Origin of the sequence: Pseudomonas flavocrustae, from assembly GCF_029872515.1 — a bacterium.
In the GTDB taxonomy this organism is placed as follows: domain Bacteria; phylum Pseudomonadota; class Gammaproteobacteria; order Pseudomonadales; family Pseudomonadaceae; genus Chryseomonas; species Chryseomonas aestiva.
Window position 1 is genome coordinate 182,353 of sequence record NZ_JAPDIQ010000001.1, and the last position, 22,616, is coordinate 204,968.

At 65.6% G+C, this 22,616-nt stretch carries 20 protein-coding genes and 1 pseudogene; 7 read left to right on the forward strand and 14 right to left on the reverse strand.

The window, feature by feature from the left end; all coding sequences use genetic code 11:
- Nucleotides 1–74: 74 nt before the first annotated feature.
- Nucleotides 75–1,172, reverse strand: coding sequence for an oxidoreductase (locus OMP44_RS00850; RefSeq protein ID WP_280305955.1), 1,098 nt, complete (start codon nucleotides 1,170–1,172; stop codon nucleotides 75–77).
- A gap of 119 nt (nucleotides 1,173–1,291) precedes the next feature.
- Between OMP44_RS00850 and OMP44_RS00855 the strand changes: the two genes are divergently transcribed.
- Complete coding sequence (locus OMP44_RS00855) at nucleotides 1,292–2,173, forward strand: LysR family transcriptional regulator (RefSeq protein ID WP_280305957.1); 882 nt, start codon at nucleotides 1,292–1,294, stop codon at nucleotides 2,171–2,173.
- Between the two features lie 375 nt (nucleotides 2,174–2,548).
- Here the strand turns inward: OMP44_RS00855 and OMP44_RS00860 are convergent, their stop codons facing one another.
- The 8 genes from OMP44_RS00860 to OMP44_RS00895 form a co-directional block, all read right to left on the reverse strand.
- Complete coding sequence (locus tag OMP44_RS00860; protein ID WP_280305958.1) at nucleotides 2,549–4,495, reverse strand: putative bifunctional diguanylate cyclase/phosphodiesterase; 1,947 nt, start codon at nucleotides 4,493–4,495, stop codon at nucleotides 2,549–2,551.
- Nucleotides 4,496–4,908: 413 nt separating this feature from the next.
- Entirely contained in the window at nucleotides 4,909–5,586 is a 678-nt protein-coding gene (locus tag OMP44_RS00865; RefSeq protein ID WP_280305960.1) for a type 1 glutamine amidotransferase domain-containing protein, read from the reverse strand.
- A 146-nt stretch (nucleotides 5,587–5,732) separates the two neighbouring features.
- A complete protein-coding gene (locus OMP44_RS00870) occupies nucleotides 5,733–6,983 on the reverse strand; it encodes a hypothetical protein (RefSeq protein ID WP_187980054.1) in 1,251 nt (416 codons plus the stop codon).
- A gap of 177 nt (nucleotides 6,984–7,160) precedes the next feature.
- Nucleotides 7,161–8,336: a chromate efflux transporter gene (gene chrA / locus OMP44_RS00875; RefSeq protein WP_273861347.1), complete on the reverse strand. Its 1,176-nt coding sequence runs from the start codon at nucleotides 8,334–8,336 to the stop codon at nucleotides 7,161–7,163.
- A 10-nt stretch (nucleotides 8,337–8,346) separates the two neighbouring features.
- Nucleotides 8,347–8,781: an arsenate reductase (glutaredoxin) gene (gene arsC, locus OMP44_RS00880; RefSeq protein WP_280305963.1), complete on the reverse strand. Its 435-nt coding sequence runs from the start codon at nucleotides 8,779–8,781 to the stop codon at nucleotides 8,347–8,349.
- Entirely contained in the window at nucleotides 8,778–9,824 is a 1,047-nt protein-coding gene (gene arsB / locus OMP44_RS00885) for an ACR3 family arsenite efflux transporter (RefSeq protein ID WP_431312619.1), read from the reverse strand. The genes arsC and arsB overlap by 4 nt, the downstream gene beginning before the upstream one ends.
- An 84-nt stretch (nucleotides 9,825–9,908) precedes the next feature.
- On the reverse strand, nucleotides 9,909–10,232 hold the full coding sequence (locus OMP44_RS00890; protein ID WP_280305967.1) for an ArsR/SmtB family transcription factor: 324 nt from the start codon (nucleotides 10,230–10,232) through the stop codon (nucleotides 9,909–9,911).
- 69 nt (nucleotides 10,233–10,301) lie between these two features.
- Entirely contained in the window at nucleotides 10,302–11,225 is a 924-nt protein-coding gene (locus OMP44_RS00895; RefSeq protein WP_280305969.1) for a LysR family transcriptional regulator, read from the reverse strand.
- A gap of 65 nt (nucleotides 11,226–11,290) precedes the next feature.
- Between OMP44_RS00895 and OMP44_RS00900 the strand changes: the two genes are divergently transcribed.
- Both OMP44_RS00900 and OMP44_RS00905 read left to right on the forward strand, forming a co-directional pair.
- Nucleotides 11,291–11,824 (forward strand): GNAT family N-acetyltransferase, encoded by a 534-nt coding sequence (locus OMP44_RS00900; RefSeq protein ID WP_280305970.1) that lies wholly within the window; start codon nucleotides 11,291–11,293, stop codon nucleotides 11,822–11,824.
- The gene (locus OMP44_RS00905) at nucleotides 11,824–12,984 is read left to right on the forward strand and encodes an MFS transporter (protein WP_280305972.1); all 1,161 of its coding nucleotides are present in this window, start codon (nucleotides 11,824–11,826) and stop codon (nucleotides 12,982–12,984) included. The genes OMP44_RS00900 and OMP44_RS00905 overlap by 1 nt, the downstream gene beginning before the upstream one ends.
- 20 nt (nucleotides 12,985–13,004) lie before the next feature.
- Here the strand turns inward: OMP44_RS00905 and OMP44_RS24815 are convergent, their stop codons facing one another.
- From OMP44_RS24815 to mntR, 3 genes and pseudogenes are all read right to left on the reverse strand, one after another.
- On the reverse strand, nucleotides 13,005–13,547 hold the full coding sequence (locus OMP44_RS24815) for a methyl-accepting chemotaxis protein (protein ID WP_431312620.1): 543 nt from the start codon (nucleotides 13,545–13,547) through the stop codon (nucleotides 13,005–13,007).
- A pseudogene (locus OMP44_RS24820) lies at nucleotides 13,542–14,318 on the reverse strand (PAS domain-containing protein); the annotation flags it as partial. The gene OMP44_RS24815 and the pseudogene OMP44_RS24820, both read right to left, overlap by 6 nt.
- A 101-nt stretch (nucleotides 14,319–14,419) precedes the next feature.
- Nucleotides 14,420–14,869 (reverse strand): manganese-binding transcriptional regulator MntR, encoded by a 450-nt coding sequence (gene mntR / locus OMP44_RS00915; RefSeq protein ID WP_017640022.1) that lies wholly within the window; start codon nucleotides 14,867–14,869, stop codon nucleotides 14,420–14,422.
- Nucleotides 14,870–15,087: 218 nt separating this feature from the next.
- Here mntR and OMP44_RS00920 point away from each other — a divergent pair, with 218 nt between their 5' ends.
- Both OMP44_RS00920 and OMP44_RS00925 read left to right on the forward strand, forming a co-directional pair.
- Nucleotides 15,088–16,434, forward strand: a complete 1,347-nt coding sequence (locus OMP44_RS00920; RefSeq protein ID WP_187980046.1) for an Nramp family divalent metal transporter — start codon at nucleotides 15,088–15,090, stop codon at nucleotides 16,432–16,434.
- A gap of 124 nt (nucleotides 16,435–16,558) precedes the next feature.
- Complete coding sequence (locus OMP44_RS00925; RefSeq protein ID WP_133862652.1) at nucleotides 16,559–17,572, forward strand: YrzE family protein; 1,014 nt, start codon at nucleotides 16,559–16,561, stop codon at nucleotides 17,570–17,572.
- A gap of 97 nt (nucleotides 17,573–17,669) precedes the next feature.
- Here OMP44_RS00925 and OMP44_RS00930 read toward each other — a convergent pair whose 3' ends face one another.
- Complete coding sequence (locus tag OMP44_RS00930) at nucleotides 17,670–18,227, reverse strand: TetR/AcrR family transcriptional regulator (protein ID WP_187980045.1); 558 nt, start codon at nucleotides 18,225–18,227, stop codon at nucleotides 17,670–17,672.
- A gap of 95 nt (nucleotides 18,228–18,322) precedes the next feature.
- Between OMP44_RS00930 and OMP44_RS00935 the strand changes: the two genes are divergently transcribed.
- On the forward strand, nucleotides 18,323–19,504 hold the full coding sequence (locus tag OMP44_RS00935; RefSeq protein ID WP_280305977.1) for an MFS transporter: 1,182 nt from the start codon (nucleotides 18,323–18,325) through the stop codon (nucleotides 19,502–19,504).
- Between the two features lie 139 nt (nucleotides 19,505–19,643).
- Here the strand turns inward: OMP44_RS00935 and OMP44_RS00940 are convergent, their stop codons facing one another.
- A complete protein-coding gene (locus OMP44_RS00940; protein ID WP_187980043.1) occupies nucleotides 19,644–20,582 on the reverse strand; it encodes a DNA/RNA non-specific endonuclease in 939 nt (312 codons plus the stop codon).
- 153 nt (nucleotides 20,583–20,735) lie between these two features.
- On the opposite strand from OMP44_RS00940, the gene OMP44_RS00945 reads away from it, so the two are divergent.
- Complete coding sequence (locus OMP44_RS00945) at nucleotides 20,736–22,091, forward strand: OprD family porin (protein ID WP_280305980.1); 1,356 nt, start codon at nucleotides 20,736–20,738, stop codon at nucleotides 22,089–22,091.
- Nucleotides 22,092–22,616: the final 525 nt, after the last annotated feature.

The following is a 22,616-nucleotide window of genomic DNA, read 5'->3' on the forward strand; positions in this document are numbered from 1 at the left end:
GCGCCAAAGCTGTTATTGCCTTAGGGCGGCTAGCGGCCAAAAGCGGACATTCTCGCCCGCTTCTGACATTGCTATTAAGCCAAAGTCAGCTCGCTACTCTTGATGTTCGCGATAGGCCCCAAGATCGAGGCGTCAAACTCATCTAGAGGTTCTTTTCTGGCTAGCCGCTGCGGCAGATCCGGGTTTGCAAGCGCAGCCTTTCCGATTGCAATGATATCGGCACCTTCCTCCATCACGGATGACGCATGCTCAGGCGTATGCAAGCCACCATTTGCAATCAACGTCACCTGCGGGGCATAGCGACGAGAGAGAGAGACAAGGGTGCTCTGGCCGGAAGGAAATGCCGGTTTCCAGGCTTCGTGTTCCGTGACGTGAACGAAGTCCACTCCAGCATCGTTGAGTGAGCCAAAGATCACATCAGCAGCCTGCTCTCCCTCGGCCCATTTGTGCTCGTAATCATTGACCTTGCTCTGCGAGATTCGAACGCCCACAGGCACAGTGCCTACCGCCTTCCTCACCGCTTTTATCACTTCGAGGGTCAGGGAGATTCGAGCCTGTACGGAGCCGCCCCAACGGTCGTTACGTTGATTTGTGTAGTCAGTGAGGAATTGATCAAGCAGGTATCCGTTCGCTCCGTGGATTTCGATGCCATCGAAATTAGCGGATTCGATGGCCAGGGTTGCAGCCCGAGCAAAGCCCTCGATGGCGTCGGCAATATCTTCTTCTTTCATGGCGCGGGGTAGGGGGTACTGACCCTCGCCGTAGTAAAACTTCATCTGTTCTCCTTTCGGGCGCAGTGCCGAGGGTGCAGCCGGAGCGTCGACGAAGCGGTTGCCCTGGCTGAGGGCCCCTGCGTGCATGATCTGCGCGAAGACTGCACCGTGGTGAGCGTGGATACTGTCGGTAACTGCTCGCCAAGCCTGTGCCTGCTGATCATCGGTAATGCCGGGCTGGAAGGGGTAACCCTGCGAGTGCTTTTGATCGGTATAGATGCCTTCCGTAATGACCAGGCCAAAGCCTCCTCGGGCAAAACGCTCGTAGTACCGAGCCATTTCCTGGGTTACGTGACCTGTCTCGGTGGCGCTGACGCGCGTCATTGGAGCTACCGCCAAGCGGTTCCTCAACAAGCGGCCTGCAATATCATATGGAGTTAGAGTTTGTGGGTTAGGCATCGTCGTATCCTCTCTGTGCTTTTTTGCCGATCAAGGCAAGGTGAAAAGGCTAGACATTGATGACGGTAATGGGAATCGGGCGAACCGGATAAGGCGCTTTAACAGAAAGCGATACAAACATGCAGATTTCAGACGTTGAAGTGTTTGCGGCTATTGCTGAAAGCTACAGTCTTTCTGGTGCGGCTCGGCGACTTGGGCTGTCTCCCATGACCGTGTCACGGCGGCTTGCTTCTCTTGAGCAAGATTTGGGTGTGCGATTGGTGCACCGCACCACTCGCTCAGTTTCGCTCACGCCTGAAGGGGAGGTTTTTCTGCCATTTTCAAAGACGCTTGTCAGCGCGAGCGAGGCGGCGAGAGTCGCCCTGAAGACAAACGCAGGAACTGCCAGCGGCGTGTTGAAGGTGACTGCGCCGACAGTGTTCGGCCAGGCCGTCGTCATGCCGCTTATCTCGTCATTGCTGGCCGAACATCCTGCGCTGCAAGTCGACCTGCACCTTTCGGACAGCATCGTGGATATTGTTAGCCTGGGAATCGACGTGGCCATTCGTATCGCGACCCTGCGCGATTCCGCTTTGGTTGCTCGCCCGCTGGCTCCCAATCCCCGCGTGCTGTGCGCAAGCCCCGCTTACCTAGAGCAGCACGGCGTGCCTAGGACGTACGACGACTTGTACCGCCATCGCTGCATAGCGCTTCACGGTATGCCGCATTGGCCTTTCGTACGGGAAGGGAAAATAGTCGGCTTCAAAGGTGAAAGCGTATTTTCTGCGAATAGCGTCGAAGCAGTACGCACCGCGAGCAAACAGGGGCTGGGGTTAGCAATGCTCACCTATTGGGATGTTCGTGACGATATTGAGACGAGCAGCTTGCGGCTAGTGGAGCTGGACGACGCTACTCCCGAGCAACTCTTTATCACTGCTGTGCTTCCAACCCGGCAACAGGTACCGCATCGTGTACGTATTTTCCTCGACCAGCTAGAGGCATCCCTGAGCCGTCCGAAGTGACCGCTATTGGCCGGTAGCTGCTCACCGCCAACGTCCGCTATGGATCGATAGCGGTCGCTTGTCGACGTCCGCTTCTTGTCGCCAGCAGCCATGGGCTGATCACATCACGGTATTCATGTTCTAGGCCCGGCGGGCCAAGTGTGTCGCGTAAGCGAGTATGTCTCTATCGGCTTTCCGGGGGCTTCAGGATTGCAGGGTTAAGCCCATGCTCAACGGCCTAACCTAAACTTCTTGAAGATTCTGAATGAAGTGGCATGAGTGCCTAAGTAACCCAAGCAGAGCAAGGTGTTGAGGGGTACGGTTGTGAACGGGCGTGGCTGAACCAGAGGTCGCTGCCTGGACAAGAGCTCGCGTCGCACCTGATACCTTTGCGAATCAAACCGCCAACACCTCAGCCAAATGCTCCCCTTCCAACCAACCCCTGATATCACTCGCGCGCATAGGCTTGGCGAACAGATAGCCCTGGGCCCAAGTACAGCCTAGATTCTTCAGCGCCCCCAGTTCCGCAGCGGTCTCCACCCCTTCCACGATGCATTCCAGCTGCATGTCCTGGCACAGGGCGATCAGGGATTTGACGATCTTAAAGCTGGCCGGGTCGAGGTGAAGGTCGGTGACGAAGGTGCGGTCCACCTTCAGTTTGGTCAGCGGCAGGGCGTGGATCTGGCTGAGGCTGGAATAGCCGGTGCCGAAGTCGTCGAGGGAGATGCCGCAGCCCAGTTCGCGAAAGCGGCTGATGGCGCGCTGGGTCTGGGGCAGGTCCTGGATAGCGGCGGTTTCGGTGATTTCCAGGTCGAGGCAGGCCGGGTCGAAGCCGCTGTGCTTGATCAGTTCGACGATCTGCTGGGCCGCCTCTTCCGAGCCGCAGTCGTGGGCGGAGAGGTTGAAGGCCAGGCGGATGCCCGTGGGCCAGCGCACGGCCGCGTTCAGGGCCTTGCTCAGCAGGGGTAGGGTGAGGCGATTGACCATGCCGACGCGCTCGGCGGTGGCGATGAAATCACCCGGTGGCACGTTGCCCAGCTCCGGGCTTTCCCAGCGCGCCAGGGCCTCGAAGGCCACCGTCTGCTTGCTGTGGATGTCCACGATGGGCTGGAAGACCATGTAGAACTCGCGCTCCAGGTCGGCCCGGCGCAGGGCCTGTTCGGTCAGGCCTTCACGATTGAGTTGCTGGCGATGGGCGGTGCTGAACAGGCAGGCCGTGCCGGGGCGGTGGCGCTTGCTCTGGTACAGGGCGTAGTCGGCGTGTTCATAGACGTCCGTGGCGGTAAAGGCCTGGTCGGGAAAGGTCGCGATGCCCAGCGAGCCCCCGATCTGGATGGGCATGTCCACCAGCAGGAACGGCTCGCGCAGGCTCGCGCAGACCTTTTCGCCAAACGCCCGCAACTGCTCGTCGTTCAAGACCCGGGTGATGATCAGGCTGAATTCGTCGCCGCCCAGGCGGGCCAGGTGGACGTCCTCGTCGAGCAGTCCGCTCAGGCGCTGGCCGACCTGATAGAGCAGCCGGTCGCCCACGCTATGGCCATAGATATCGTTGACCGGCTTGAAGCCGTCCAGGTCGATCAGGCCCACGGCGAGACGGGTTCCCTGCGCGCGCGCATCGGCCAGCAGGCTATCGAGGCGGGCAAAGAACTGCCGCCGATTGGCGAGGCCGGTCAGGCTGTCCTGATTGGCGAGCTTGAGATTTTCCTCGCTGAGCTTGGCTGTTTGCGCCTGCATGTTCACCAGGCGGGTGAAGTCACCGTATTGCGCCTTGAGGATGACCAGCATGGCGATGGACACCAGCAGGACGTCGATCGCCGTGGCCACGAAGGTGCTGATGGTGGTGGAGGCGAAGAACACCACGAAGGCGGTGTTGACCACGGCGGTGGTGGCCAGGGCCGCGGGCAGCAGGTGCATCATGCAGAAGATGCAGCCGATCACGGTGATCGCCATGTAGAAGCCCACATGCGCCTGGGTATAGCTGTCGCCATAGGGAAACAGTGCCAGCGCCCAGGCGGTGAAGGCCGAGGCCACGATGGGCGCGAGCCTGTTGGTGCGCTTCAGGGCCGTCAGCATCTGCGCCGGACTGCGTGGCTGGTTGCGCGTGCGGAACCATTCGGCCGCCCGGATCACGCCGAACAGCGTCATGATCAACGGGCAATACAGCACCAGCCAGCGTGGCGCCACGGCATAGTGGGTGCCGGCCAGCATCAGGGTGTTGGTCAGCAGGATGAAGTACATCATCGGCAGCTGGCGCGACAGCGCGAGGTATTGCGCCTTGACCAGGCCGGGATTGTCCTTGGGCACGGACATCAGGACGCGCACGCCGAGCAGGATTCTCTTCATCGGGCAATGCTCTGAAAATACGACCAGGTAACCAACTGCACGGATATCCTTTCCAGCCTGGGCGGAGCAGGGTTGAAGGCTGCGCTCATGGGAGGATGTCGGCTGGCGCTTGGATTTCTGCAACCTTGGCGACTAATGGCACTTTGATCTTGTTCGAATTGCCAATCGTCATAGTTATAGGCGAGGCGAGCGCTGGTGAACAGCCTCGACGGTTGCCGGCGATCAAACGCTTGGCGTAGACCTCCAGTTGTCGTTCAGCGATGAAGACAGGGGCACCTGGCCGGTCCGCCTGAGTAGTCGGGAACGGGACGCAGCCTTGTGCTCAGCTCTCCCGCGCAGGAGCGGCCAGGTTGGTGGTGATGGACCACAACGAAAAGCCCGCCATTAGGCGGGCTTTTTCAGGTTCGGGTTGCTCAGCCCAGCTTGGTCAACAGGGCATCCGCCGCCGCTTCCGAACTGGCCGGATTCTGGCCGGTGACCAGGTTGCCGTCCTCCACTACGAACTCGCCCCAGTCCGGGCCTTTTTCGTAGCGGGCGCCAAGCTTCTTCAGCTCGTCCTCCACCAGGAAGGGCACCACGTCGGTGAGTTGCACGCCGGCTTCTTCGCTGTTGGTGAAGCCGGTGACGGTGCGGCCCTTGACCAGCGGCGTGCCGTCGGCGGCCTTGACGTGGCGCAGCACGCCGGGGGCGTGGCAGACCAGGCCGAAGGGCTTGTTGGCCTGGGCGAAGGCTTCGAGCAGGGCGATGGAGTCGCGGGACTCGGCGAGGTCCCAGAGCGGGCCGTGGCCGCCGGGATAGAAGACGCTGTCGTAGTCCTCGGCCTCTACCTCGGCGAGCTTGACGGTATTGGCCAGGGCCTGCTGCGCTTCGGGATCGTTCTTGAAGCGTTCGGTGGACTCGGTCTGGGCGTCGGGGGCGTCGCTTTTGGGGTCCAGCGGCGGTTGACCACCGGCGGGGGAGGCCAGGGTGATCTCGGCACCGGCATCCTTGAAGACGTAGTAGGGGGCAGCAAATTCTTCCAGCCAGAAACCGGTTTTCTTGCCGGTGTCGCCGAGCTGGTCGTGGGAGGTCAGGACCATCAGGATCTTCATCGCGCGCTCCTCGTGTTCGGAAGGGTATCGCTAGACAGACCCTGGGTTCCTGCCGTGAGTGCCCGGCTCTTGTGGTAAGACACGAGTACCTCACAGAAGCGGCCGGCGAGCCGCCCGGTTGGGGCGGCCGTGGCATTCAGGGGCGATCAACCCCAGCCAAGCGTGCCGCCCGGCTCATAGCGCTCACGAGCGGAGACGGTGCTGGCGACGTCATCGAGGTTATGAACGCCTACCAGTTTGATCAGCGAGTCCAGGTTGTCGACCTGGCCTTCGTAGCCTGCGTCCCGGAAGACATAGGTGTCCTGGCCGTAGTGGAAGACGGCGGCATTAACCAGGCCGGTGGTGGACTGGGTCACGGTGTTGAGCGCGGCGAACAGGCTGGTCGCCTTCGCCAGGGCGGCGTCCTGGATGGTGACCACGGCTTTCTCGTCGTACACCGCGAAGCCGAAGATGATGTGGTCATCGTTCGCGTTGTAGTCGGTGACCGTCACATGGTTGGCGGCCAGGGAACGGTTGGCGGCGGCGCTGCTACTGCCATCGAAGTTGACCAGACTGGGTTCGAGGCTCAGGTAATCGGGCCCTTCGCCCAGGGTAATGGTGGCCCCGTGACCGTAGCTGCCGCTCAGGTTGGCGTTGTGGGCGGCCACGCCTTTGGTGAACAGCAGGTCCACGTAATCGTTGCCAGCGCCGGCGTTGATGGTGACATCAGCCTGCTGGATATGGGCGCTGATCTGATCGCTACCGGCGCCGGTATCGACGGTGATGGCCTTGACCCGCGAGTGGGCGAGGGAGGCGACGCTATCCAGTTCCGCGGCGGCGATGGTGCTGACACTCACCGAGTCCTTGCCGCTGCCGGTGATCACGCTCTTCAGGAAGGCGCTCTGGCTGGCATAGGTGTAGTCATGGCCTTCGGTGTAGCCATGCAGGAAGTCAATCGACAGGCCGGCAGTGGAAGTAGAGCCGTCGAAGGTCTGCAGGCCATCGAAGTTGTCCAGGGTGATGATGTCGCCTTCATTGAACTGATTGGTCGGCACGTCGGTGAGGCTGACGGTCAGCTTGGCGATGCTCGAATCCAGGGTGCTGTCGCTGGTGGTGGCGCCGCGAGTATGGCCTTCGAGGCGGGTGATCTGGTCTTCCCAATGACCGGTCAGGGTCAGTTCGTTCAGGGTCGAGCCGGCCGCATAGTGCGGGCCCTTGGCGTCGAAGGTCTTGGCGAAGCCGACGTATTCGGGCGCGGCATTGATATCCAGGGTAAGGCGCGGCTGGCTCTGGAAGGCGTAGTAGGTAACACCATCAAAGGTGCCGGCCGGCTTGGCGGGCGCGGCGGCCAGGGGCGCCTTGGCAAGGGCAGCGGTGAACAGGGGGGCGGTGGTGTCCAGGGGATTCTTGTAGGTCATGGCGGTCATCCTTAATGCAGGTCAGGCCGAGCGCTCGCTGGACACGTTCTCGCGCAGGGCAAGACGTTTCATACAGCTGAACGTCACGCCGACAGTGCCTAGCTTTCCACGGAGCTACAGCGAACCACGCCGCAATTTCATCGGGCCACTAGTGGCACGCCGCTAAACGGTAGTGCGCTAAAAGTTCAACAACCAGGCGGCCAGAACGACCAATAGCGCGATCAGCACGGGCGACCAGCGGGTGCTCAGGAGCAGCACCAGGGCCAGCGCGGCCAGCGCGACGTCCAGCGGGCCGCGGATGCCTCCCGTCCAGACCGGATCGTAGAGGGCCGCCAGCAGCAGGCCGACCACCCCCGCGTTGAGTCCGGTCAGGGCGCGTTGCCAGCCGGGGTGCTGGCGCAGGGTCTGCCAGAAGGGCAGGGCGGCGAGCAGGATGAGCGCGCCGGGCAGAAAGATCAGCAGGGTCCAGAGCAGGCCATTGAGCCAGGCGGGCAGGGTGGCGGGCACCAGGGCACCCAGGTAGGCGGCAAAGGTGAACAGCGGTCCGGGCACCGCCTGGGCCAGGCCGTAGCCGGCCATGACCTGACCATCGCTGACCAGGCCGACGGGCACCACCACCGCCTGCAGCAGCGGCAGCACCACATGGCCGCCGCCGAAGACCAGGGCCCCCGCTCGATAGACACCCTCGGCCAGGTGGCTCCAGGCGGGCAATAGCAGCAGCGGCAGCAGGAACAGCAGCAGGGCGACGACCCCAAGGTGCCGGGAGAGTCCGGTTCGCAGGACCAGGGCCGGCGGCGTGGCGGTCGGCGCCAGTGCCAGGCGACCGACCAGGGCGGCCAGGCCCAGCCCCAGCAGTTGCCCCGCCGAACCGGGCAGCCAGAGCGCCAGGCCGGCGGCGACCAGCGCCAGGACGCGACGCGGCGTATCCGGGCACAGGCTGCGGCCCATACTCCAGACCGCCTGGGCCACCACGGCCACGGCGAAGACCTTGAGGCCATGCACCGCGCCCGAGTCGGCCAATCCTGGAAAGTGGCCAAGGCCTAGGGCGAACAGGATCAGCAGCAGGGCGGAGGGCAGGGTGAAGCCGAGCCAGGCTGCCAGCAGACCCCAGCCGCCGGCGCGCCCCAGTCCCAGGGCCATGCCGACCTGGCTGCTGGTCGGACCGGGCAGCAGCTGGCAGAGCGCGACCAGCTCGGCATAGGCGGCTTCATCCAGCCATTGGCGGCGGGTGACGAAGGCCTGGCGGAAATAGCCCAGGTGGGCGATGGGCCCGCCAAAGCTGGTGCAGCCCAGGCGCAGAAAGATCATGAAGACCTGCCAGGCGCTGTCCTTATCGCGGGCGATGTCGCGCATGGCGGCCCGATCAGCCGCGCGGCGTCGCAGAAGGAGCCACCACCTCGCCGTCTTCCTTGACGAAGGGTCCGCGCTGCGGCTCGGGCAGGATCTCCAGCACCCGTTCCGAGGGGCGGCAGAGCCGCGTACCCAAGGCGGTCACCACGATGGGCCGATTGATCAGGATAGGGTGCTGGAGCATGGCGGCGATCAGGGCCGCGTCATCCAGCCGCGGATCGTCCAGGCCCAACTCGGCGTAGGGCGTACCCTGCTGGCGCAGCAGCTCCCGTACCGGCATGCCCAGGTCGGCGATCAGCCGCTCCAGCCGCTCCAGCTGCGCCTGGTTGGGCGGTGTCTCCAGGTAGTGGATGACCGTCGGCTCGACGCCGCTGTTGCGAATCAGGCCCAGCACGTTGCGCGAGGTGCCGCAGGCGGGGTTGTGGTAGATCGTGACGGCGTCGTTCATGGGCGATCTCGACGGGAGGAAAGGGCGCCGCGTTCGTACCAGCCGCGCGAGCCGTTCACCAGGCGCACGACCAGCAGCATCAGCGGTACCTCGATAAGGACCCCCACCACGGTAGCCAGGGCGGCGCCCGAGTGGAAGCCGAACAGGCTGATGGCGGCGGCCACCGCCAGTTCGAAGAAGTTGCTGGCGCCGATCAGCGCCGACGGACAGGCGACGCTGTGGCTCTCGCCCACCAGGCGATTGAGCCAGTAGGCCAGGGCCGAATTGAACAGCACCTGGATCAGGATGGGCACGGCCAGCAGGGCGATCACCAGCGGCTGCGCCAGGATCGCCTCGCCCTGGAAGGCGAACAGCAGCACCAGGGTGGCCAGCAGGGCACCCATCGAGAAGGGCCCCAGGCGGGCCAGGGTGCTGTCGAAGGCGGCCTGGCCCTGGCGCAGCAGCGTGCGCCGCCAGAGCTGGGCGAGGATCACCGGCAGCACCAGGTAGAGGATCACCGAAAGCAGCAGGGTGGCCCAGGGCACGGCGATCGACGACAGACCCAGCAACAGACCGACGATGGGGGCGAAGGCGAACACCATGAGGGTGTCGTTCAGTGCGACCTGGGACAGGGTGAACAGCGGATCGCCCTGGGTGAGGCGACTCCAGACGAAGACCATGGCCGTGCAGGGCGCCGCCGCCAGCAGGATGAGCCCGGCGATGTAGCTGTCCAGCTGCTCGGTCGGCAGCCAGGGCGCGAAGAGTTCCCGAATGAACAGCCAGGCGAGCAGCGCCATGGAGAAGGGCTTGACCGCCCAGTTGACGAACAGGGTGACGCCGATCCCGCGCCAGTGCTGGCGGACCTGACCGAGGGCGCTGAAATCCACTTTGAGCAGCATCGGCACGATCATGATCCAGATCAGCAGGCCGACCGGCAGATTGACCTGGGCCAGCTCGATCCGGCCGATGAAGCGGAACAGGCCCGGTGCCAGCTGGCCGAGGGCGATGCCGGCGACGATGCAGAGCGCCACCCAGAGGCTGAGGTAACGCTCGAAGGTGTTCATGGCGGGTGCTGCCGGTGGGCAGGCGTGGGGACTGTGCATGGCGGGCCTGGTCGGATGATCGGTGGATGGGTGCGGGTCAGCGGATCAGCAGGCACAGCGCGGCGATTCGCTGACCACGCAGTCGCCGCCGGCGCAACAGTGCTCGGTCAGATAGCCGAGCAGCGCATTCATGTGCTCGTAGGCCGCCCGATAGATCAGGTTGCGTCCCTGGGACTCCACCGTGACGAGACCGGCGTTGGCCAGTTCCTTGAGGTGGAAGGAGAGGTTGCTGCGGGCCACCTCGAGCTGGTCGGCCAACTGGCTGGGCATGAGGCCGGCCGTGCCGGCGACCACCAGGGCGCGGAAGACCCTCAGGCGCTGGGCATGGGCCAGGGCGGCGAGGGCGGATACGGCGAGTTCTTCCTGCATGATTCGATAATTCAATGATCGTTAAATTATCGAATCATAAGCCGTGGCGGCCGCGCGGTCGAGCCCTGCTCAGCGACGCAACCGCCGGAGCGCTTCCAGCACCTGCTGCAGCGGGCGGCTCAGGGGTTTGTCGCGGCGCAGCACCAGGGCCAGGGTGCGGGTCAGGGGCGGCGCCAGTGGCTGGACCCTCAGGCCGTGGCGATGGTGCTCGGTGGCCACGGCGATGCCGGGCACCAGGCTGTAGCCGAGGCCGGCGGCCACCAGTTCCTTGAGCGCCTCGATGCTGCCCAGCTCCATCACCGGCCGGCTGGCCTGGCCGGCGCGGCGAAACCAGTCGTCGATCAGCAACCGGGTGCTGCTGCCGGTCTCGAAGGCCAGCAGCGGCGCCTCGGCCAGTTCCGCCGGGGCCAGCGCACCTGTCGGTAACGGACTGGCAGGCGGGAGCAGGGCGACGAAGGCATCCTCCAGCAGCGGTTCCACCTGCAGGTTGCGGCCACTGGCGGGCAGGGTGACCAGGCCCAGGTCGAGGCGGTTGTCTTCCACCGCCCGCAAGACGTCCAGGGTGTTGCCGGTGCTGACCCGCACATCCAGCTGGGGAAAGCGCTGGCGCAACTGGCCCAGCAGCAGCGGCAGGAGATGGATGCAGGCGGTGGCGCCGGTGCCGATGGCGACCCGACCGCTGACCGTCTCGCCATGGCTGGCCAGGGCCTGCAGGGCCTGGTCCACCGCCGTCTGGATCCGTTCGGCGTGGTCCAGCAGCAGACTGCCCGCGGCGGTGGGCTTGAGTCCGCGCCCCAGGCGTTCCAGCAGCTTGAGACCCAGGCGCCGTTCCAGCTGGCGGATCTGCAGGCTGACCGCCGGCTGGCTCAGCCCCAGGCGATCGGCCGCGGCGGAAAAGCTGCCGGTGGCGACGACCTGGACGAAGGTCTGCAGCTGGGTGAGATTGAGGTCGGCCATGCCAAGGTTTCGCTTATACCGGTGATAACCGAGCATAGCTTTATCTTTGGCTGGCCGTCCCGGCATGATCGCTTCATCGACCCCGCGAATGGACCTCTCCCGTGAACACCGCTCTGCAGTTGCGCGATGCCACCCCCGCCGATCTGCCGGCCATCCAGGCCATCTATGCTGAACACGTGCTGCGCAGCTGCGCCAGTTTCGAGCTGGAGCCGCCGGACCTGGCCGAGCTGGAGCGCCGGCTGGCAGCGGTGCGCCAGGCCGGGCTGCCTTACCGGGTGGCCGAACGGGACGGCGCGGTGGTGGGCTATGCCTATGCGGTGCTCTATCGCCCGCGACCGGCCTATCGCCATACCGCGGAAGACTCGGTGTATGTGCGCGACGGCCTGGGTGGCCAGGGTATCGGCCGGCGGCTGCTGGAAGAGATCGTCGCGGCCTGCACGGCGGCGGGCTTTCGCCAGTTGGTGGCGGTGATCGGTGACAGCGCCAACCAGGGCTCCATCGCCCTGCACCAGCGCCTGGGGTTTCGCACCGTTGGCACCTTCGAGGCGGTGGGTTTCAAGCATGGGCGCTGGGTGGATACGGTCCTCATGCAACGTAGCCTGGGTGAGGGCGAGCGGACCCCGGGTACGCGCTGATGACGCCGATGCCGAGCGATCGCGCCATCTGGCAGCTGGGGCTGATGCAGTTGCTGGCCTGGGGGCTGGCCTTCTATCTGCCGGGTGTCTACGGCCCGGCGATGGCCGCGGGACTGGGCTGGGACGCGCGCTGGGTCTATGGCGGCTTTTCCCTGGCGATGCTGACCATGGGGCTGGTCTCGCCCTTCAGCGGCGCGGTGATCGAACGCCTGGGCGGCTGTCGCACCCTGCAACTCGGCCTGGTGCTCGATGCCCTGGGTTGCCTGGGCCTGGCGGCGGCCCAGTCGGCGCCGCTGTTCTACCTGGCCTGGGTGACCCTGGGCGTGGGCATGCGCCTGTCGCTGTACGACGCCGCCTTCGCCACCCTGGCGCGCCTGGCCGGCGAGCGCTCGCGGGCGGTGATGGTGCGCATCACCCTGCTCGGCGGGCTGGCCTCGGCGGTGTTCTGGCCGCTGGGGCACTGGCTGCTGGAGGTGCTGGGCTGGCGCCTGGGGCTGGTGGTCTATGCCGGCATCGCCCTGGCCGGCGTGCTGCTGCTCTTGCCGCTGCCCAATGTGCGTGGGCGCCTGCCCTACGCCGAATTGCCGCCCGCGGCAGGGGGCGGCTCGCCGCGCCTGGCCGGCGTGCTGTTCGCCACCGGGATGGCGTTGATCGGCTTTCTGTCGGCGGGACTGTCGGCCCATCTGCCGGCGCTGCTGGCCGAGCGTGGGGTGCCGGTGGGGGTGGCGGCGCTGTGGGGGATCGGCCAGGTCTGCGCGCGGCTGGCGGAACTGGCTTCCGGCCAGCGGCTTTCGGCGCGTCAGCTCAATCTGGTGCTGGGCCTCGGCCTGCCGCTGAGTTTCGCCCTGGCGCTGGCGAGCGAAGGCCATCTCGGTCTCACCGCCGGCTTCGTCTTTCTCTATGGCGCCCTCAACGGCCTGGTGGCGGTGCTGCGGGCCAGCCTGCCGCTGGAGTTGTTCGATCGGGCGCTCTATGCGCGCCTGACCGGCAAGTTGCTGGCGCCGAGCTTCCTGCTCTCGGCGGCCGCGCCCTGGTGCTATGCCCTGGCACGGGAGAGCTGGGGTGACCGTGGCCTGCTCGGGCTGTGCCTGCTGGTCAGCCTGGGGGTAACCCTGGCGGCGCTGGGGCTGCTCGGGTGGCGGCGTCCGGCGCCGGCCTGAGGCGGGCGCCGGTCCGTGGGCTAGTTCAGGCGGCGGGCGAACTGCCCCACCGCCCCGACCACGCGCTGGGCCCCGTCCTGGATCTCGGTGATGCGGGTGCCCGCGGCGTTGGCCAGTTGCAGGCCCTGTTCCGCCTGGTGCTTGCTCGCCGCCATGTTGGCCACGGCGGTCTGCGCCAGTTGCTGGTTCTGCTGCACCACCCCGACGATCTCCTCGGTGGCCTTGCTGGTGCGGCCGGCCAGTTGGCGTACCTCGTCGGCCACCACGGCGAAACCGCGGCCCTGTTCGCCGGCCCGTGCCGCCTCGATAGCGGCGTTGAGTGCCAGCAGGTTGGTCTGTTCGGCGATCCCGCTGATGGTCTTGACGATGGTGCTGATCACCAGCGACTGCTCGCCCAGGGCCTCGATGCCGTTGGACGCGACCTGCAATTCCTCGGCGATCTTGCGCATCACCGCGACGGTGTCCTGCACCACCTCGGCGCCTTCACGGGCGCTTTCATCGGTCTGCTGGGAGATGTCGAAGGCGACCTTGGCGGCTTCAGCCACCGCCTGTTCCTGTTCCACCTGGGCGGTGATGACGGTGGCGAATTTCACCACCTTGTACAGCTCGCCACGGGTGTTGAGCACCGGGTTGTAGGAGGCTTCCAGCCAGACGGTGCGACCGTGGCTGTCGATGCGCTTGAAGCGGCTGGCGATGAATTCGCCGCGATTCAGCCGTGCCCAGAACGCCTGGTAGTCGGCGGAGTGACTCTCTTCGCTGGTGCAGAACATGCGGTGGTGCTTGCCCTGGATCTGCTTGAGCGAATAGCCCATGCCCTGCAGGAAGCGGTCGTTGGCGGTGAGCACCTCGCCGGCCAGGTTGAATTCGATGACCGCGGTGGATCTCAGCAGGGCGTTGATCAGGCCGGAGTGCTCGGTGGAGGTCTCCACCTGTTCGGTACGGTCGTTGCCGTAGCAGATGGTCTTGTGGATGCAGCCATCGGCGTCACGCAGCGGCTGCCAGGTGGCATAGAGCCAGGCTTCCTGGCCGTTGGCCCGCAGCAGGCGATACATGCCGCTGGTCTGCTGGCCCTGGCTGAGCGCGCTCTTGAGATCGCGATAGCAGGGCAGTTGTTTGACGTATTCGGGAATGAAGGCATCCAGCGGACGCCCCACCACGTTCTCGGCGCGATAGCCCATCTCGCGGCAGAAGCGCTCGTTGACCTTCTCGATGTTGCCACGGTCATCCACGGTAAGACTGAGCGCCTGGCTTTCGAAGCCCGCGTGCAACTGACGCAATTCGGCGACTTCGGCACGCAGTTGGGCGAGTTCGGTCTTGAGGGGGCGATTGAACATGGCAGGGCACCGAGAGGAGTGAAAGTATGACTTCCACTACTTCGACGGTGCCGGGATTTTCTTAAGGGAAGCTGAGCGACTTTCGACTAAAGCCGCAGGCGTCAGGCCTGACGGCTGGCGATGAAACGGCGGAAGACGGCCAGGGTGGCCTCGCTGACATGGTGCTCCATGCCCTCGGCATCGCGCCGTGCGGTATCGGCGTCCACGCCCAGGGTCAGTAGGAAGGTCTCCACCACGTGGTGGCGCGCGCGACTGGCTTCGGCCAGGGCTTCGCCTTCGGGGGTGAGGAAGACGCCGCGATAGGGACGCTGCACGATCAGGCCGGCGGCGGCCAGGCGCTTGAGCATCTTGGCCACGGTCGGCTGGGCGACGCCGATGCGCGCGGCGATATCCACCTGACGGGCTTCACCGCCGTCCCGGATGAGGTCGGAAATGAGCTCGACATAGTCTTCGATCAGCTCCTGACGATGGGCTTCGCGGACCTGTTGAAAACCTTCCATATGAATGGATGGATCGACCAACCGATTCAGCAGTTCGTCGTCCTTTGTCATGTTGCCCACCTGAATGACCTTCTCCGCAAAGACCTGAGGCGCGTCGAGAGGACGCGTGCGGGCGCCATTTTGACCGAGTTGCGAGCGAATACCAAAGATTCCTTCGCCAATGGGCGTTATCGACGGATGAGATAGAGATTTTTTATTGCTGGATGTGTGAATTTTAGCCTAGGCTAAATTCTCCAAAGGGTAGTCCTACCTTGCCGCACGAGTCCGCCATGAAAGAGTCCGCCAGCTACGTCGAGCCTGCCTGGCAGGAGCCTGCGCCGTCCGCCCGGCCCAGCCTGGGGCGGATGAATGCCAGCGTGCCGGTGCCCGAAGGCGGCAGCTGGCTGCGCCGGCTGCTGGCCTTTATCGGCCCCGGCTACATGGTCTCGGTGGGCTACATGGATCCGGGCAACTGGGCCACGGACCTGGCCGGTGGCTCGCAATTCGGCTACCTGCTGCTGTCGGTGATCCTGCTCTCCAATCTCATGGCCATCCTGCTGCAGGCCCTGGCCGCACGCCTGGGCATCGCTACCGGGCTGGACCTGGCCCAGGCCTGCCGCGCGCGCTATTCGCGGCCGGTGAGCCTGCTGTTGTGGATCGCCTGCGAGATCGCCATCATCGCCTGCGACCTGGCCGAGGTGATCGGCACCGCCATCGCGCTGAATCTGCTGTTCGGCATCCCGCTGATGTGGGGCGCCATCCTCACGGCGCTGGACGTCTTTCTCATCCTGTTGCTGATGAATCGCGGCTTTCGCTGGCTGGAAGCCTTCGTCATCGCCCTGCTGACGCTGATCTTCGTCTGCTTCGGCGTGCAGATGGTGCTGGCCCAGCCGTCACTGGCGGCGATTGCCGACGGCTTCCTGCCCAAGGCGGAGATCGTCACCAATCCGGCCGCGCTGTACCTGGCCATCGGCATCATCGGTGCCACCGTGATGCCCCATAACCTCTATCTGCATTCGTCCATCGTGCAGACCCGCGCCTATCCGCGCACCGAGGCCGGGCGGCGAATGGGCCTGCGCTGGGCGGTGGCCGACAGTACCCTGGCGCTGATGCTGGCGCTGTTCGTCAACGCCGCCATCCTGATCACCGCCGCGGCGGTGTTCCACAGCGCCGGGCGCACCGACGTGGCCGAGATCCAGGACGCCTACCACCTGCTGTCGCCGATGCTGGGCGTCGGCATCGCCTCGCTGCTGTTCGCGGTGGCGCTGCTGGCGTCGGGCATCAACTCCACCGTCACCGCGACCCTGGCCGGCCAGATCGTCATGGAGGGCTTCCTGTCGCTGCGCATTCCCGACTGGGCGCGGCGGCTGATCACCCGGGGCATCGCCGTGATCCCGGTGGTGGTGGTGACCGGCCTCTATGGCGAGAGCGGTACGGCCAAGCTGCTGGTGCTGAGCCAGGTGGTGCTGTCCATGCAACTGCCCTTCGCGGTGATCCCGCTGGTACGCTTCGTCTCGGACCGCCAGCTGATGGGCAGCTTCGTGATCGGTCGGGTCACGCAGGTGCTGGCCTGGGCGATCGCCGGGCTGATCGTGGTGCTCAATGTGAAGCTGCTGGCCGACATCCTGCTCGGATAGCGGACAACTGAGGTCCTACGACCTCTGAGGGCTCTGGAACAAGGGTCTTGGAACTTCCGAAAGCGTGACGGTATCAATCCGTTACCACAATAAGTTCTTCCCATAACCACCCGGAGCACTTGCCATGTCCTATGACGCCCGTCACACCCCAGCCTATGCAGCCACCACGGCCACCGCCACCGCGCCTCTGCTGAAGCGCATTTCCTGGAGTTCGATCATCGCCGGCGTGGTCATCGCCCTGACCGTTTCGCTGCTGCTGAGCCTGCTCGGCACCGCCATCGGCTCGGCTTCCATCGATCCGCAACAGGAAGCCAATCCGCTGTCCGGCCTGGGCAAGGGCACCGGTATCTGGGTCGGCGTCAGCGCCGTGGTCTCGGTCTTCGTCGGCGCCTGGATCGCCGGTCGCCTGGCGCAGCGCGAAGGCGCCCTGCACGGCATCCTGGTCTGGGCCAGCGTGACCCTGGTCAGCGTCTATCTGGTGTCCAGTGCCGTGAGCGGCGTGGTGCGTACCGGTCTGAACGTGGCGGGCAGTGGCCTGTCGATGGTCGGCAGCGGCCTGTCCCAGGCGGCACCGGCCCTGACCAACCAGGTTCAGGACCAACTGCGTCAGCAGGGCATCCAGCTCGACCTGGGTGATCTGCAGAACGAACTGGAAACCGCGCTGCGCCAGACCGGCAAGACCGAGCTGCAGCCGGAGAATCTGCAGCAGCAGGCTCAGGGCGCCGAACAGGATGCCAAGAACACTGCCCAGAACAGCGCCAACAATCCGCAGCAGACCGATGACCAGCTGGGTGCCCTGCTGGATCGTCTGAAGCAGCGTGGCGACCAGGCCTGGAACGCCGCTGACCGTCAGGCTCTGGTGAACCTGATCAAGGCCCGCACCGGCAAGAGCGACGCCGAGGCCAATGCCATCGTCGACAAGGCCCAGCAGACCTACCAGCAGGCCTATGCCAAGTACCAGGAGCTCAAGGCCCAGGCCGAGCAGAAGGCCCGCGAAGCGGCTGACGTGGCTGCCCGCAAGGTCTCCCAGGCCAGCTGGGTCCTGCTGATCAGCCTGGTGATCGGTGGCATCGTCGGTGCCATCGGTGGTGCCCTGGGTCGTCGTACCCAGCCGGCCAACAAGGTGGTCGCCGCCTAAGCGCAACCTCTGGCGGATCCCCTGGGACCCGCTGACAAGGCACGAGGCCCGGACTGGCGACAGTCCGGGCCTCGTCGTTTAGGGGCCGGTGCTTTTCCTAGCGGTCTGGCCGCAGTACCCGGGCGAGCAGCTGCAGGCACAGCGCCAGGTCGGGGCGTTCGGCGCCGAACAGGGTGCGATAGATCAGCGGAGCGACCAGGCCGTCGAGCAGGGCGTCCAGGGGCGGTGCCGGCTCGCCACGTCGGTGGGCGCGTTCGAGCAGCAGCTCCAGGCGCTCTCGGGTCGGCTCGGTGCAGCGCACCGCGCATCCCGGATCGGTGGCGGCCAAGGCGTCCCTGAGCATGGCCTGGCCAGGGGTGGAGGCAAGGTCGTCGACATAGTGTTCCAGCCAGCGTTCGAGATCGCCTTTCAGGCTACCGGTGTCTTCCGGCGGCTGGTCCGGGCGCAGGCGCTGTAGGTCGACGTCGGCCAGCAGGCTGGGCAGGTTGCCCCAGCGACGATAGAGGGTCGAAGGCGTGACCCCGGCGCGCGCGGCGATCAGGGGGACGGTGAGGGCTTCCCGGGGCTGCTCCTGCAGGAGCGCCAGGACGGCCTCGTGGATGGCTTGCTGAACGCGGGCACTGCGGCCGCCGGGGCGGGCTTGCTTGTTGGTCATCCTGACAGGATACCCGGCTCTTAACGCAAACGCATTGCTTTTGCTGCAGGAAGGGTTCAGGCTTTAAAGCAATTAATTAGCTTTAAGGTGTGGGCATGTCTTCACTGAACGGCTCTTCCTCCGCACGCCTGGCGCTGCTGGGCTCGGTGCTGCTGACCTTCCTCGCCGCGTCCAGCGCGCCGACCCCCCTTTATGCCAGCTACCAGCAGGCCTGGGACTTTTCCACCTTCTGGCTGACGCTGGTGTTCGCCGTCTATGCCTTTGCCCTGCTGGCCGCCTTGCTGGTGGGCGGGCGGCTGTCCGATCACCTGGGGCGCCAGCCGGTGATCCTGGCGGCGCTGGTGCTGGAAGCGGGCTCCATGCTGCTGTTCCATCAGGCCCACGGTCTGGCTGATCTGGTCCTTGCCCGCGCCCTGCAGGGCCTGGCGACCGGGATCGCCACCAGTGCCCTGGGTGCGGCGCTGCTGGACGTGGATGCCGAGCGCGGCCCCTGGTTGAACAGCCTGACGCCCCTGCTCGGCATGGCGGTCGGCGCGCTGGGTTGCGGTCTGCTGGTGGAATTCGCGCCGGCGCCGCTGCAACTGGTCTATCGGCTGTTCCTGCTGCTGTTCGTGTTGCAGGGCCTGGCGCTGCTGCGCCTGCCCGATCGCGTACCGCGCCGGCCGGGCCTGCTCGCCGCCTTGCGTCCCCAGCTGGTGGTGCCGCCCCAGGCTCGCGTCATGCTCTGGCGGGTATTGCCGCTGGAACTGGCGGTCTGGGCGGTGGGCGGCTTTTATCTGTCGTTGATGCCGGGGCTGGTCAAGGCGGCGACCGGTACGACGTCGATCCTGGTCGGCGGGGTGGTGGTGGCCGGTCTGACGCTCACCGGTGCGGCCTGTCTGCACGGCCTGCGTGGCTGGCCGCCCATGCGCCTGCTGCGCCTGGGCGCGGTCACCCTGGTGGCCGGTCCGGCCGTGCTCTGGTTGGCGGTGGCCAGCGGTCAGCTGGGTTTCTTCGCCCTAGGTACCCTGGTGACTGGCGTCGGCTTTGGCAGCGGTTTTCTCGGCGCCACCCGCAGTCTGCTGCCGCTGGCCGAACCGACCCAGCGCGCCGGGTTGCTGGCCGCCTTCTATGTGCTCAGTTACCTGGCGTTCTGCCTGCCCGCCCTGGCGGTCAGCGCCCTGGTGCCGCTGCTGGGCCTGGCCGGCGCCGCCGAACTCTATCTGGGCGGGGTGATCCTGCTGGCGGCGCTGGGCGTGCGCAACAGCCTGCCGCGCGCCTGCGTGCAGCCGGGATAGGCTTTGTCTGAAAAGTGCCTGCGCTTGGTCATGCGGCGTTAAAAATCCGTTCGGAATGCTCATTTACCATTCGTAAACTCCGCTTCCTCACGGATTTTTGCCTTGCCTGACCTTCGCTCGGCGACTTTACAGACAAGCCTTAGAGCAGGATGTCGGTAGGACCGAAAATGGCCCGCTCGACGGGGCTGCCGGTGGCCCGCTCTTCATTGGAAAAGCCGTCGTGGTCGCGCAGCGGGCCGAAGTCGATGCCGGTCAGCTGCTCGATACGCAGGACGCTGCATTGATAGGTGCGCAGGCGGCCGAAGGTGATGGACAGCTCGTCGAGTTCGCGGCGCTGATCGATCAGATAGGCGCTGGCGGAGGGCTTGCCGTCGTCACCGAGAAAGGCCACCACCTTCCAGAAGGCCTCGGGAATCCGGGCCTCGCGGTAGGAGCGGTCATCCGCGCGCAGGACCGGGCCGCTGAAGACGGTGATGCACGCCTGCCAGCGCTGGGTGTTTTCGAGCAGATAGTCCTCCAGCTCCAGCCAGGTCCGTTGGTTGAAGGCGGCCATCTGTGGTGCGCAGTTGGTGAAGTGGAAGGTGTCGCGGTTGGCCTGGGTGGCGGCGGCGCCCCAGTTGGGGTCCTGGCGGCGCACCAGGTGGCCGCGGTCGAGCAGGTTGTCGGCATAGAGCGCCTCGCCGAGCTGAGCCTCTAGCGGCACCCGGCCGTCGTAGGCCCAGGCATCGCGGCTACGGGGCACCTCGACGTGCTGGTCGCCGTCGATATTGACGCCGACCCAGAGCGCCATTCGCCGGCTGCGCGAGAGCGTGACCGAGAAGTGGGTGTAGTCCAGGCGATCGCCGGAGGCGGGCAGCGGATAGACGTCGCCGGCCAGGGCCGCGCTCGGACGGGGCCAGGGGACCTGGAAGGCGCCCAGGAAGTCGGCCTGGTAACCCTGGCGATCCGCCAGGCTGGCGGCGGGGGTGATGCGCGGCTCGGTGCTTCTCAAACCGGCGGGTTGCGCCGGCAACAGGGGACGCAGGTCGGCGAGGCGCGGGCGATAGGCGAGATCGACGGCAAAGGGCTGGCTGGGCATGAGTTATCTCGGGCGCAGAGGGCGAACCGTCAGCGCAGCACAGGAAGGTGACCGGACGATGACCACGGTCAGCGAAGTGGTATGCGCCGGCGCTAGCTGGCAAACTCGTTCGCGACCTAACGATTCCCACCGAGATCCCCGAGTGAACCGCCCATGAAGCTATCGCTGTTTTCCCCCCTTGCCCGTCGGCGTACCTGGCTGCTCGGCGTGCCCGGCCTGCTCCTCAGCGGCGCCGCCCTGGCCAGTCAGCAGTCCGATGCCAAGGGCTTCGTCGAAGACGGTGACCTGACCCTGCTGCTGCGCAACTACTACTACCTGCGCCAGAACGAAGGCGACGGTCATGGCGCCGCCGCGCGCAACAGTCGCGATCCGCGCAGCTGGACCCAGGCCTTCCTGCTCAATTACACCTCGGGCTTCACCCAGGGCACCGTGGGCGTGGGCGTGGATGCCTATGGCTACCTGGGCCTCAAGCTGGATGGCGGTGATGGCCACGCCAATACCCCGAACATGCCGGTGGACGGCGACGGCAGCCAGCGCAGCGAATTCAGCAAGGGCGGGGCGGCGGTCAAGCTGCGCGTCTCCAACACCGTGCTCAAGTACGGTGACCAGCAACCCACAGCGCCGGTGCTGGCGGCGGGCGGCAACTGGCTGTTTCCCCAGACCGCCCGTGGCTGGAGCCTGGTGAGTCAGGAAGTCGATCATCTGATGCTCGAAGGTGGTCACTTCACCGCCGCCACGGCGCCGCGCACCACTGGCTCGGACGGTGGCATCTTCGCCGGCTACGCGGGTGTCGAGGCGGCCTCGGCCAGCTATGCCGGGGGCGTCTACAAGTTCAGCGATCACCTCAGCGCCTCGCTCTACGCCGGGCACTTCGAAGACGTCTGGGACCAGTACTACGGCAACCTCAACTATGTTGTACCGCTGGCGGCCGAGCAGAGCCTGACCTTCGACGCCAACCTCTATCGCACCCTGGACGCCGGCAGCGCCAAGGCCGGCAGCATCGCCAACACCGCCGGCTCGCTGGCCGCCGCCTTCCAGACCGGCGGCCACACCTTCACCCTGATCCACCAGCGTATCCATGGCGACCAGCCTTTCGACTACGCGGTCTTCGGCGCGCCGGTGCCGGGGTCCTTCGGTGACTCCATCCTGCTCGGCAACTCGATGCAGTTCTCCGACTTCAACGGTCCGGGCGAGCGCAGCTGGCAGGCCCGCTATGACCTGGACATGGAAAGCTACGGCGTGCCGGGCCTGAGCCTGATGGTGCGGCATACCCGCGGCAGCGGCATCGACGGCAGCCACGTGGCCGCCGATTCGGCCTATGCCGGCCTCTATGGCGACGGCGACAAGGAACACGAGACCGATCTGGAGGCCAAGTACGTGCTGCAGAACGGCCCGGCCAAGGACTTGAGCTTCCGCCTGCGCCAGGCCTGGCATTCCGGCAGCCAGAGCACCGGCGGCACCGTGGCCGAGACCCGGCTGATCACCGAGTACCCGCTGAATATCCTGTAATTGATCGCGCTCCGTAGGTTGGGCCTTTTAGGTTGGGTTGAGCGTCGCGAAGCCGAACAGTCCATTGGCCATCGGCATGCCCGGGAATGCCCTCACCCCAGCCCTCTCCCAAGGGGAGAGGGGGTAGTTCGGTGTGAGCAGGTGCCTGGTAGGTTGGGTTGAGCGCAGCGAAGCCCAACAGTCCATTGGCCATCGGCATGTCCGGGATACCCTCACTCCAGCCCTCTCCCAAGGGGAGAGGGGGGTTAGTTCGGTGTGAGCAGGTATCTCGTAGGTTGGTTGAGCGCAGCGAAGCCCAACAGTCCTTTGGCTATCGGCATGTCCGGGAATACCCTTACCCCAGCCCTCTCTTAAGGGGAGAGGGGGTAGTCGCGTAGAGTCGATAACGGCGCAGCCTTATCCACGTTCAGGTGCGTTGATCAGTGGAAAACGCGGCGCGGTTTTCCACGCTACGGACGCCCTGGCAGCGTGATACCAGGGGGCAAGCCACCACCTGCGCCGGACCCAATCGCCCCCTCTCCCTCC